The sequence below is a fragment of the Puerhibacterium puerhi genome (assembly GCF_009846865.1).
Classification (GTDB): domain Bacteria; phylum Actinomycetota; class Actinomycetes; order Actinomycetales; family Cellulomonadaceae; genus Puerhibacterium; species Puerhibacterium puerhi.
In genome coordinates this window covers 1-11,085 of record NZ_WUWN01000025.1, presented here as the reverse complement: position 1 = coordinate 11,085, position 11,085 = coordinate 1, and the positions used below count along the sequence as shown (strand labels likewise).

Below are 11,085 nucleotides of genomic sequence, written 5' to 3'. Positions count from 1 at the left end.
CGGGCGTCCCTCGGCGGGCGTCCCTCGGCGGGCGCCCCCGGCGGCGCCGGCGGTGCCCGGGACCCCGACGTTTCCCGGACCCCGCGAGGCCGGGTACAGTAGTCCGGTTGCCTCGGCGAGGGACGTAGGACGGGCCTCGTGGTTCCGTCGAGATCCGTGATCGACTGGGCGGTCGTGACGCGCGTGAGCGCGCGTCCCCGTGAGTCGCGCGCGTCCGTCATGGGTCCCACGCCGACGCAGCCGCCCCCGAGACCTTCCGCTGGTGCTGCCAGCGGCACACCACGCGACCCGTAGGAGTTGTTCCATGGCCGAGATCAAGCTTGTCGCCGAGGCCCGCACCCAGTTCGGCAAGGGTGCCGCCCGCCGCATCCGCCGCGAGGACAAGATCCCCGCCGTCCTGTACGGCCACGGCACGCAGCCGGTGCACATCACCCTGCCGGGCCACGAGTCGATGCTGGCCCTGCGCCACTCGAACGCCCTGTTCGCGATCGAGCTCGAGGGCGAGTCGCACCTGGCCATCGCCAAGGACGTCCAGCGCGACCCGATCCGCGGCTTCATCGAGCACATCGACCTGCTCGCCGTGAAGCAGGGCGAGAAGGTCGCCGTCGACGTGACGGTCAACGTCGTGGGCGAGTCGGCCCCCGGCACGATCCACCTCGTCGAGGCGCAGACGCTCTCCCTCGAGGCCGAGGCCACGCACCTGCCCGAGTCGGTCGACGTCGACATCACCGGCCTCGAGGCCGGCGCGACGGTCACCGCCGGCGACGTCAAGCTCCCGCAGGGCGCGACGCTCGTCGTCGACCCGGAGCACATCGTCGTCACCATCGCCGAGCCGCGCGGCGAGGCCGCCGCCGAGGCGGAGGGCGCCGAGGCCGAGGGCGAGACCGCCGCGGAGTGACCTCCCGGCGGCGGGCCCGTCCCGCCGCGCGTCCGGCCTCCCGCCGGACCACCAGCTCTGCGCCGAGGCGCCCGGTACCGTGACGGACCGGGCGCCTCGGCGCGTCACCGCCCCGGAAGCAGACCGGCCGGCACGCCCCGGCGCACCTGATCGAGGAGACCTATGACCGACACGCCCTGGCTCGTCGTCGGGCTCGGCAACCCCGGAGCCCAGTACGCCGGCAACCGGCACAACGTGGGCCAGATGGTGCTCGACCTGCTCGCCGAGCGCGTCGGCGCGCGGTTCTCGCGGCACGCCCGCGCGCAGGCGGTGGTCGCCGAGGGGCGCCTCGGCGTGCTCCCGGGCGGGCGTCCCGGCCCCCGCGTCGTGCTGGCCAAGCCCACCACGTACATGAACACCTCCGGCGGCCCGGTCTCGGGGCTGGCGAAGTACTACGGCGTCGAGCCGGAGCAGGTGCTCGTGGTGCACGACGAGGTGGACATCCCGTTCGACACGATCAAGCTGAAGACCGGCGGGGGCGAGGGCGGCCACAACGGCCTGCGGGACATCTCCAAGGCGCTGGGCACCAAGGACTACGTGCGCGTGCGCGTCGGCGTGGGACGCCCGCCGGGGCGCATGGACACCGCCGACTTCGTCCTGAAGGACTTCACGGCGACGGAGAAGAAGGACCTGCCGATGCTCGTCGACGACGCCGCCGACGCCGTCGAGATGGTGCTCACCGCCGGCCTGCTCGCCGCCCAGGGGCGCTACCACACGAAGGCATGACCACCCGCGCCAGCCGATGACGCCGGCGCGCGGCGCGCCTACTGTGCCCTCATGAGCCGCGAGGACCCGTACGCCGTGCCGGACCCGCCCGACGGGGCCGACGACCCGCGCTCCGGCGAGGACCCGGCTGGCCGGGGCGCCGGCGGGCCGGAGACCACCGGCCACGAGGCGCCGCCGTCGCCGCGCTGGGACCCGGCGGGCGCGCCGCCGCCCGCCGCCGCCCAGCCGCCCTACGGCCAGCAGCCGTACGAGCAGCAGCCCTACGGTCAGCAGCCGTACGGCCAGCAGCCGTACGAGCAGCAGCCCTACGGTCAGCAGCCGTACGAGCAGCAGCCCTACGGCCAGCAGCCCTACGGCCAGCAGCCGTACGAGCAGCAGCCCTACGGTCAGCAGCCGTACGGCCAGCCGCCGGCCGCCCCGCCGGCCGGGCCCTCCGGCGGCACGCCCTACGGGACGCCGTACGGCGGGTACCAGCAGCCGCGCGGCACCGACGGGTTCGCGATCGCCTCCCTCGTGACCGGGATCCTCGGCCTCGGCGTCGTGGCGATCGTGCTCGGCATCGTCGCGCTGACCCGGATCCGGCAGTCCGGCCAGGACGGCCGCGGGCTCGCCATCGCCGGCATCGTGCTCGGCGCCGTCGGGGTGGTCCTCGCCGTGCTCGCGATCGTCCTGCTGGTCGTCGCCTTCCAGGTCGGCGACGGCATGTACCGGTACGACTACGGGGCGCTGACGACCGCGCTGGGGGTCTGACCGGCGGCGTTGTGGCGCGACCGGGGGCGGCCGCTACCATCGACGCTCCGTCGAGACGGAGCCGAGACCGACCGCCCGCCGCGCCCGCGCGACGCACGATCCAGGAGCCCCATGAGCCTCGAGCCCGACCGCCGTCCCGCCTTCCCGCCGGCCAGGCCCGCGTACGAACCCGAGCCCGCCCACGCCGGGGCCGTGCCGGCCCGCCGGCGCACCGAGCCGACCGCCGTGGGGTCCCTCCTGACGGGGCTGCTCGGCATCGTCGTGCCGCTCGTCGGGGTGCTGGCGATCGTGCTCGGCGGCATCGGGCTCGACCGCACGCGCCGCCGCGGCACCCAGGGCCGCGGGATGGCGGCGACCGGCATCACGCTCGGCTCGATCCAGGTGGTCGTCACGGCGCTCGTGGTCGTGGCCGGGGTCTGGCTGTGGAGCACGGTGGGCGACGACGTCGAGCGCGGCCTGGCGCAGGTGAACGAGCTGGCGCAGACCGACTACTCCGTCCCGGACCTGCTGCTGGCGCCCCTGACCGACGGCGTCTCCCTCGGCGAGGTCGCCGAGTGGCTCGGCACCGCCGCGCAGGTGCAGGAGCTCGGCGGCCTGGGCGAGCAGTGCCAGGCGGGTGACCTGGCCGCCTGCCAGGACGTCGTCGACCGCCTCCCCGCGGACCTCGTGCCCGAGCAGCTGCGCCAGGGCCTGCCCGCCGCGGGCTGAGCGGGCGCCGCGACGGCGGACGCCGCCCGCCTCGGCGACCATCACACCCCCTCTGGCCTGCGCGGACACCCCGTCGGCGGCCCGCGAGACCGCCGATTCACCCGGGTGAGTTACCCCGCGGCCCCTTCCCGGGGCGGCGCTGCGCCGCCCTAGTCTGGCGGAGCCGCGCCGTCCGATGGCGCGGGACCGGGGGAGGCCGGATGACGCTGCGCGAGCTTCTCCACGTGATCTGGTCGGGCCGCGGGTACGCGCTCGCCGCGCTGCTCGTCGTGGTGGCCGTCGCGTGGGTGTACACCGACCGGCAGATCGTGGACTACCGCGCCACGGCCGTCGTCGAGCTGGGCGAGGCCACGTCGGGCACCGAGACCGTGACGCCGGACGGGTCGCCCGCCACCGTGACGTCCGAGCCGGTGCTGGCCCGCGCGGCCGAGCAGCTCGGTGTGCCGGAGCTGTCCGCCGCGGGCCTGTCGGCCACCTACGACTCCGGCTCGCGCCGCATGGCGGTCATGGCGGTCACGCCCGACGCGGAGCGCTCGGTCGCGACCGCGAACGCCGTCGCGCAGGCCTACGCCGACGAGCTGCCCGCCGTGATCGAGCGGCAGGTGGAGGCGCTCGACGAGCAGATCGACGCCGTGAGCGAGCAGGTGCGCTCGGCCCGCGCCACGCTGCGCGGCCAGGCGGACGACCCGGTGGCCACGGCCCTCGACGAGGCCGGCGGGGCGCAGCTGACCGCGCTGACCGGCACGCGCACGGCGTTCCTGTCGCTGGTGACCCCGGGCCAGGTCGTCGCCCCGGCGCAGGCCGCCGAGGCGCAGGCGCCCGGCCGGACCACCGTGCTGGCCGCGGCCCTGCTCGCGGGGCTGCTCGCCGGCGTCGGCGCGGCGCTGCTGCGGCACGGCCTGGACACCCGGGTGCGGTCGGCGGCGCAGGCGGCCGAGCTGACCCAGGCGCCGGTGCTGGCCGAGCTGTCCGGCGTGCGCCGGGCGATGCGCAGCGCGCGCGAGGGGCGCATGCCCGTGGCGACCCGGCTGGCGACGCCGTTCACCGAGTCGGTGCGCGAGCTGCGCACCGCCGTCCAGGTGGGCCTGGGGCACCGGCCCCACGTCGCCGTGGTCGTCTCGGCGGCCGACCCGCGCGCGCCGCGCGCGTTCGTCGCGGCGAACCTCGCGGTGTCGTTCGCCCTGTCCGGGCGCCGCACGGTGGTGCTCGCGGGCGACATGAGGCGCCCGCAGATCGAGGACATGCTGCCGCCGCCGGAGGGCTGGTCGGGCGCGCGCGGCGAGCTGCGCCCCACCCGGGTGCCGCACCTTGAGGTCTGCCCGATGCCCGACGTCGAGCTCGACCCCGCCGACTTCCTCGCCACCGAGGCGGCGCAGGACCTCGTCCAGCGGCTCAGCCGCGCCGCGGACATCGTCGTCGTCGACGCACCGCCGGTGCTCGCCGCCGCGGACGCCGCCATCCTCGGGGCCTACACCTCCGGCGTCGTGCTCGTGGCGGACGCCGCCGGCACCGACCGGGTCGTGCTGACGCAGGCCGCCGAGCGGCTGCGCACCAACGGCGTGCCGCTGCTGGGCGTGGTGGTCGCCGGGCGGGCCGGCAGCCGGCGCACGGAGTACGCCGCCACCTACGGCGACGCCGACAGCACCCCCGCGCAGCCCCAGGGCGACGACGCCGAGGCCCGCACGGGCGTCGGCGCGCCGCTCGGCCGCGTCGCGGACGACGAGGCTGCCGAGGCGGCGGGGCAGCCCGACCCGCTGCCGACGGTGTCGCAGCCGGTCCGCCGCACGGCCTGAGCCGTGGGCGGCCCGCTGCGCGTCCTCGTCGTCGGGCACTCCGCCCAGGCCTCCGGCGCCGAGCTGGCGCTGGAGCGGCTGCTCGCCGCCGTCGACCCGGCGCGGGTGCAGGTCACGGTGCTGCTGCTGGAGCACGGCCCGCTCGCCGCGCGCCTCGCGGCCGCCGGCGTGCCCGTGGACGTGCTGCCGCTGGACGCCGAGGCGGCGCGCACGGCGCGCACCGCGGTGGTGGGCGGCGCCGGGGCCCGCCAGGCGGTGCGGCTGGTGCCGCTCGTCGCGCGGCTGGCGCTGCACGTGCGGCGGCGCTCGCCGGACCTCGTGGTGACGACGACGCTCAAGTCGCACGTGCTGGGCACGCCCGCCGCGCTGCTGGCCCGGCGCCCGGTGGTGTGGCACGTGCACGACCGCGTCGCCGACGACTACCTGCCGCGGCCCGTGGTGCTCGCGCTGCGCGCGGCGGCGCGGCGGCTGCCGCGCGGCGTCGTGGCCAACTCCGCCGCGACGGCCGCCACGCTGCCGGGCGCCCGCGGCCTGACGGTGGCCTACCCCGGGTTCGCGCCCGCGCAGGCGCTGGACGCGCCCGAGCGTCACGCCGAGCCGCCGGCACCGGTGGTGCTGCTGCTCGGCCGGGTGAGCCCCACCAAGGGCCAGCTCGAGCTCGTCCGCGCCGCGGCGCGCGTGCTGCCGGCCCACCCCACGGTGCGGTTCCGGATGGTGGGCGCGCCCCTGTTCGGCGCCGCCGGCTACGCCGCGGCGGTGGACCGCGAGGTCGAGCGGCTCGGCCTCGCCGGCCGCGTCGAGCGGGTGCCGCCCGTCGACGACCCGGCGGCGGAGCTGGACGCCGCCACCGTGCTGGTGCACGCCTCACCCGTGCCCGAGCCGTTCGGCCAGGTGGTGGTGGAGGCGATGGTGCGCGGCGTGCCCGTGGTGGCCACGGATGCCGGCGGGGTCCCGGAGATCCTCGCCCCGGACGGTCCCGAGCCCGCGGCCGACGGCACGCCCGCCGAGCCGCTCGGCCTGCTCGTGCCGCCCGGCGACGTCGGCGCGCTGGCCGCCGCGATCGCCGCGGTCCTCGCCGACCCGGCGGCCGCCCGCCGCCGCGCGGCCGCGGCGCACGCGGCGGCGCTGCGGCGCTTCGGCGTCGGCGTCACCGCCGAGGCCGTCATGACCGCGTGGGAGCGTGCCGCGGCTGCGCGGACGGAGGGGCCGACGGCGGTGCGGGCCGACCGGCGGCGTCGCCGAGCACGGCGGCCATGAGCGCCGCCTGCTGCTCCCAGGTGGGCAGGTCCGCGGGCGGCTCGCGGCGCGGCGCCTCGGCGCGCGTCGCGGCGACCACGGCGGCGGGGAAGTAGGTCGCCGGCAGCGCCCGCACCGCGGGGTCGGCGGTGTCCCGGAACCCGGCCACCGGGGTGGCCACGACGGGCCGGCCCGCGGCCCGGTACTCGTAGAGCTTGAGCGGGTCGAGGCTGTCGGTGAACGCGTCCACCACGTGCGGGACCACCAGCACGTCGGCGTGCGTCACGTACGCCGGCACGGTGTCGAACGGGCGGGCGCCCAGCAGCACCACGCCGGCCGTGGTCAGGCGGCGCCGCTCGTCCTCCTCGAGCGCGTCCGGGCCCAGCAGCACCAGGCGCCCCCGCACGGCGGCGAGCGCCGCGGCGGTACGCACGCACAGGGCGACGTCGAGCCGGTCGGCGTGCAGGGTGCCCACGTAGAGGGCCACGGGCCCCGCGGGCAGGTCGGCGGGCCGCGGCCCCGGGTCACGGTAGGCGGCCACGTCGACGCCGTTGGTCACCAGCTCGACGGCGCGGTCGCGGCCCTTGGCGCGCTGCAGCGCCGGCGAGCAGACCGTGACCGCCGCGGCCTCGCGCAGCAGCCGCGCCTCCGCCTCGACCAGGCGGGCCGTCTCGGCGGGCGGGCGGTGGGCGGCGAGCCAGTCGTCGGTGACGTCGTAGACGACGGGCACCGACGTGACGTCGAGCAGGGCCGCGTACGAGATGTCGTTGACCCACAGCACGGCGGGCGGGGCGCCGATGCTGCGCGCCGCGCGCAGCGCCGCGCGGGCGCGGCGGCGGTCGCCGCCGTCCGCCATCTTGCGGGGCACCCACTTGGTGGGCTCGTAGAGCCACAGCCGGTCGGCGCCCGGGAACTCGTGCTCCTCGTACGGCAGCCGGCGCAGGCCCCGCCCGAGGCGCGGCACGGCGCCGCGGTGCAGGGCGTGCAGGGGGTCCACGGGCGGCTCGACGAAGACGACCCGCAGGCCGGGGTCGGCGAGCAGCCGCGAGACGAGGTGCTGGTTGCGCCGCCAGACGCTGTCCCACGGCTCCAGCGAGCACACCAGCAGCCCCCAGGGCGGGTGCGGGGTGCGGGGCGCGGCGCTCACGAGAGCACTCCCCGGTAGACGGCGCCGGTCTCGGCGACCTGCGTGGCGAGGGTGAAGCCCGCGCGCTGTCGCCGCGCCGCCGCCTCGCCGTACGCGACGCGCCCGACGTCGTCGTCGACCAGCCGGCGCAGGTGGTCGGCGGCCGCGTCGGAGTCGCCCGCCGGGAACAGGGCGCGCGGGTCGAGCCCGCCGAGCAGCTCGGTGTGCCCGCCGGCGTCGGCGGCCACCACGGGCAGGCCGTGCGCCATGGCCTCCAGGACGCTCAGCCCCAGGCCCTCGACGGGGCAGGGCGCGAGCAGCACGCCGGCGGTGCGTAGCAGCGCCGGGGCGTCGCGGTGGTGGCCGAGGAACTCGACGTCGAGCCGCAGCCGCTCGGCCAGCCGGCGCAGGGCCGGCTCGCGGCTGCCCGCCCCGGCGACCCGCAGCCGCCAGCCCTCGGCGGCGACCCCGGAGGCGGCGAACGCGCGCAGGGCGACGTCGGTGGCCTTCTCCGGCTCGAGCCGCTGCAGCACCAGCACCACCTTCTCCCGGGCCGCCGGGTCGTGCGGCGCGACGTCGACGCCGGGGTGCACCACCGTCGTGGGCCCGTCGACGTGCCGGGCGACGTAGTGCGAGATCGCGATCTGGGCGCGCAGCGGGCGCCGGGCGGCCGCCGCGACGAGCGGGCCGGCGGCCCCGCTGCCGCGCGGCCGGGCGAAGTGGCGGGTGGTCACGACGGCGGGGTGCGCCGACCACAGCGCGAGCCCCGCGGCGACCTCGGCGGCGGTCATGTGCACGTGCACGACGTCGGCGCGCCGGCCGTGGCGGCGCAGGGCCTGCGCGACGTCGGGCAGGGACGCGGCCGGCAGGTGCGGCACGCCGTCGAGCTCGCGCGCCATCGCCGCCGGCTCGCCGCCCACGACGACCACGGCCTCGCCTGCCTCGGCCTGGCCTCGGGCCAGCCGGGCCACGTGCCGCTCGACGCCGGCGAAGCCGTCCGAGCGCACCGCGTGCAGGATCCTCATCGCACCTCCTCGGCCGGCGCCGCCACCGGCGCCTCCCCCTGGGCCGCGCCCCCTGCCGCACCGTGGACCGCGAGGTCTGGGCCGGGGCCTGCAGCGAAGTCTGGACCGGCGCCGCCGCCGGCGCCCGGCCCCACGCCCGGAGCGGCCGGTGTCTCACCCGGCAGCGCGGCGTCGGGCCGCACCCGCGCCAGCACCTCGAGGTACCGCGCCGCCACGGCGTCCCAGGTGTGCTCGAGGGCCACGGCGCGCGCGCCGGAGCGCAGCCGCTCGCGGCCAACCTCGTCGAGCGCGGCGAGCGCCCGCACGCCGCGCAGCACCCCGGCCGCCGACCGCTCGACGAGGTACCCCGTGGCGCCGTCGCGCACCACGGCCGGGGCGTGGCCCACCGGCGTGCCGATCACCGGCACGCCGCAGGCCAGCGCCTCCAGCACCACGAGCGCGTTGGCCTCGTACGCGCTGGGCAGCACCAGGGCGTCGGCGGCGGCCAGGTACGGCAGCGGGTCGGCGACGCCGGGCGTCGCGACGCGGTCGGCCACACCGAGGGCCGCGGCGCGGCGGCGGACCGCCGCCACGACGTCGGCGGTGCCGCCGACGGCGGTGAGCCGCGCGCCCGGCAGCTGCGCGAGCGCCTCGAGGGCCAGGTACAGGCCCTTGCGGTCGGGCTCGTGCCCCACGAACACCAGGTGCAGCGCCCCGTCGGGCACGCCGGCCCGCTCGCGCGCCGCCGCCCGCTCGGCCGGCGTCGGCGGGCGGAACCGGTCGGTGTCGACGCCGTTGGGCACGACGGCGGTGCGCCCGCGCGTGCGCGGGTGCAGGCGGTGCAGGGCCGCCGCCTCGCCGGCGGTGAGGCAGACGATCGCGGCCGGCGGCAGCAGGCGGTAGCGCACGGCGTCGCGCGCGGTGGTGAACAGGTGCAGCGGGTTGCGCAGCAGCCGCGCGGCGGCGGCCCCGCGGGCGCGCATGGCCACCAGCAGCAGCCCGTGGTTGACGTAGACGTCGCCGCCGAGCACGTCGTTGTGCACGACGACGACGTCGTCCGGGCGGCGCCCGGGCCGCCGGGCGCACCGCAGGCTGCCCACCGTGGAGAACCACACGACGCGCGCGGCCAGCGCCGCCCGGCCCCGCAGGCCCGGGCCCGGGGCGGGCAGGCGCCCGCCGCCGGCGTCGGCCAGCGTGAACCGGGCGGTCTCGACGCCGGCGCGCCGCCACGCGGCCTCCAGGTGGTGGGCCACCCCGCCGACGCCGCTGCCGGGCCCGACCTCGGGCGCCACCTGCACGATCCTCACGGCGCCTCCCCCTCGCTCCCGGGCGTGCCGGCCCCCACCGGCGTGCGGACCAGGCCCAGGGCCGTGCCCCGCGCCGCGCGCGGGGCGGTGCCCGCCCCCGCCGCGGCGGCGCGGTCGCGCCGCTGCGTCCGCGCGTGCTCCTGCGCCCCCAGGCACAGGCCGACGAGCACGAACGGCACCGAGACCTGCACGGCCACCCAGAACAGGTCGAACTGGCCCATGACGAACCGCGTCAGCAGCAGGACGAACGCCAGGGTGCCGAACCGCCGGTCGGTGCGCCACAGCGCCACGAGGCCGACTCCGAACAGCAGCAGGAACCCCACGAGCCCCACCAGGCCCGCCGACGAGAGCATCTCCAGCTCCGCGTTGGGCGGCTGGAAGACGAACTCGGTGCGGCCGGTGGTCCACCACCGCAGCCCCATGCCGAACCAGGGGTTGCGCCGCCAGACGGTCAGGGCGTCCTCGTACCACTGCAGCCGCTGGTTGACGGAGTTGAACTCGTTGTCCGAGGCCAGCTGTTCCTGCACCGCCAGCACCACGAACCACAGCGCCGGGAGCGCCGCCAGCCAGATCACGCGGGACCGGCGGCGGCCGGGCTCCGGGCGCAGCGCCAGCACCAGCACCCCCACGGCCAGCCCGACGAGCGCCTGGCGCGCCTGCGACGCGGCGGTGCCGGCGACGCAGAGCCAGAACGCGGCGAGGGCGAACCACCGGGGCCAGCCCACCCACGTCGGGCGGGCGTACGCCACCAGGGCGGCCACGGCGAGCAGGCAGCCGATGAAGTTCTTGTGCATCTGGTAGGGGAACTCCAGGTACACCGGGCCGGTGTTGCCGGACGCCAGCTGCACGACGCCCTGCACCGCCGCGAGCACGGCCACGGCCACGCAGGCCAGGAGGAACAGGGTCAGCCCCGCGCGCGCCCGGCCCGACCGGCCGACGGCCCAGCCCACCACCAGCGCCCCGCCGACCGACAGCCACGCGTGGAACCACTCGACGGTGTTGGCCAGGTACGGGTTGACCAGCACCGTGAACGCCGTCGCCGCCTGGTACCCGGCCGACGCCCACAGCAGCGTGCGCATCGGCGGGCTGAACGGGCGCGGCGCGAGGAGCACCGCCGGCCAGAACGCGGCGGCCAGGGCGAAGTCGCTGAGGGACAGGTTGAGGCCGTCGCCGCCCACGCGCTGCACCACGATGAGCGCCGGCATCGCCAGCACGGGCACCACGGCGGGCTCGAACAGGGTGACCACGACCAGCAGCAGCACCAGCGCGACGGCGACGGCCAGCACGGGGGAGTGCGGCACGAGCACGGCCACGCCGACGAGCGCCACCAGCGCCAGGACCGCCGGGACGCCCGGTCGCAGCACGCGCCGCACCACCGCCTCCCGCGCGCGGGCCACCGGGTGGCGGACGCCGAGAGCCGTCATGCGCCGCCCCCGGCGGCGCGCCGGGGCTCCGGCGCCTGCGCGGCCTGCGCGCTCGCCTGCGCGGCGGCCGGGCC

At 78.2% G+C, this 11,085-nt stretch carries 10 protein-coding genes; 6 read left to right on the top strand and 4 right to left on the bottom strand.

Annotated elements, in window-relative coordinates:
- The first annotated feature begins 304 nt into the window (after positions 1-304).
- From GSF02_RS13010 to GSF02_RS12985, 6 genes are all read left to right on the top strand, one after another.
- On the top strand, positions 305-898 hold the full coding sequence (locus GSF02_RS13010) for a 50S ribosomal protein L25/general stress protein Ctc (protein WP_159797162.1): 594 nt from the start codon (positions 305-307) through the stop codon (positions 896-898).
- Positions 899-1,060: 162 nt separating this feature from the next.
- Positions 1,061-1,663, top strand: a complete 603-nt coding sequence (gene pth / locus GSF02_RS13005) for an aminoacyl-tRNA hydrolase (protein WP_159797159.1) — start codon at positions 1,061-1,063, stop codon at positions 1,661-1,663.
- A 51-nt stretch (positions 1,664-1,714) separates the two neighbouring features.
- Complete coding sequence (locus GSF02_RS13000) at positions 1,715-2,413, top strand: DUF4190 domain-containing protein (protein ID WP_159797156.1); 699 nt, start codon at positions 1,715-1,717, stop codon at positions 2,411-2,413.
- A gap of 111 nt (positions 2,414-2,524) precedes the next feature.
- Complete coding sequence (locus GSF02_RS12995) at positions 2,525-3,121, top strand: DUF4190 domain-containing protein (RefSeq protein WP_159797153.1); 597 nt, start codon at positions 2,525-2,527, stop codon at positions 3,119-3,121.
- A 200-nt stretch (positions 3,122-3,321) separates the two neighbouring features.
- On the top strand, positions 3,322-4,914 hold the full coding sequence (locus GSF02_RS12990; protein ID WP_159797150.1) for a polysaccharide biosynthesis tyrosine autokinase: 1,593 nt from the start codon (positions 3,322-3,324) through the stop codon (positions 4,912-4,914).
- Positions 4,915-4,917: 3 nt separating this feature from the next.
- A complete protein-coding gene (locus GSF02_RS12985) occupies positions 4,918-6,171 on the top strand; it encodes a glycosyltransferase (RefSeq protein WP_159797148.1) in 1,254 nt (417 codons plus the stop codon).
- Here the strand turns inward: GSF02_RS12985 and GSF02_RS12980 are convergent.
- From GSF02_RS12980 to GSF02_RS12965, 4 genes are read right to left on the bottom strand one after another with little or no spacing between them, the layout of a single operon-like run.
- The gene (locus tag GSF02_RS12980) at positions 6,077-7,297 is read right to left on the bottom strand and encodes a glycosyltransferase (RefSeq protein ID WP_235915545.1); all 1,221 of its coding nucleotides are present in this window, start codon (positions 7,295-7,297) and stop codon (positions 6,077-6,079) included. The two genes, GSF02_RS12985 and GSF02_RS12980, sit on opposite strands and share 95 nt — an antisense overlap.
- Complete coding sequence (locus tag GSF02_RS12975; protein ID WP_159797145.1) at positions 7,294-8,301, bottom strand: glycosyltransferase family 4 protein; 1,008 nt, start codon at positions 8,299-8,301, stop codon at positions 7,294-7,296. The genes GSF02_RS12980 and GSF02_RS12975 overlap by 4 nt, the downstream gene beginning before the upstream one ends.
- Positions 8,298-9,587: a glycosyltransferase family 4 protein gene (locus GSF02_RS12970; RefSeq protein WP_159797142.1), complete on the bottom strand. Its 1,290-nt coding sequence runs from the start codon at positions 9,585-9,587 to the stop codon at positions 8,298-8,300. Before GSF02_RS12970 ends, GSF02_RS12975 begins: the two co-directional genes overlap by 4 nt.
- Entirely contained in the window at positions 9,584-11,011 is a 1,428-nt protein-coding gene (locus GSF02_RS12965) for an O-antigen ligase family protein (protein ID WP_159797139.1), read from the bottom strand. Before GSF02_RS12965 ends, GSF02_RS12970 begins: the two co-directional genes overlap by 4 nt.
- Positions 11,012-11,085 lie beyond the last annotated feature (74 nt).

What these genes read in the sequence shown, in the direction of transcription:
- GSF02_RS13010 (WP_159797162.1), top strand. Translation starts at nt 305, where the DNA reads ATGGCCGAGATCAAGCTTGTCGCCGAGGCCCGCACCCAGTTCGGCAAG.
- pth (WP_159797159.1), top strand. Translation starts at nt 1,061, where the DNA reads ATGACCGACACGCCCTGGCTCGTCGTCGGGCTCGGCAACCCCGGAGCC.
- GSF02_RS13000 (WP_159797156.1), top strand. Translation starts at nt 1,715, where the DNA reads ATGAGCCGCGAGGACCCGTACGCCGTGCCGGACCCGCCCGACGGGGCC.
- GSF02_RS12995 (WP_159797153.1), top strand. Translation starts at nt 2,525, where the DNA reads ATGAGCCTCGAGCCCGACCGCCGTCCCGCCTTCCCGCCGGCCAGGCCC.
- GSF02_RS12990 (WP_159797150.1), top strand. Translation starts at nt 3,322, where the DNA reads ATGACGCTGCGCGAGCTTCTCCACGTGATCTGGTCGGGCCGCGGGTAC.
- GSF02_RS12975 (WP_159797145.1), bottom strand. Translation starts at nt 8,301, where the DNA reads ATGAGGATCCTGCACGCGGTGCGCTCGGACGGCTTCGCCGGCGTCGAG.
- GSF02_RS12965 (WP_159797139.1), bottom strand. Translation starts at nt 11,011, where the DNA reads ATGACGGCTCTCGGCGTCCGCCACCCGGTGGCCCGCGCGCGGGAGGCG.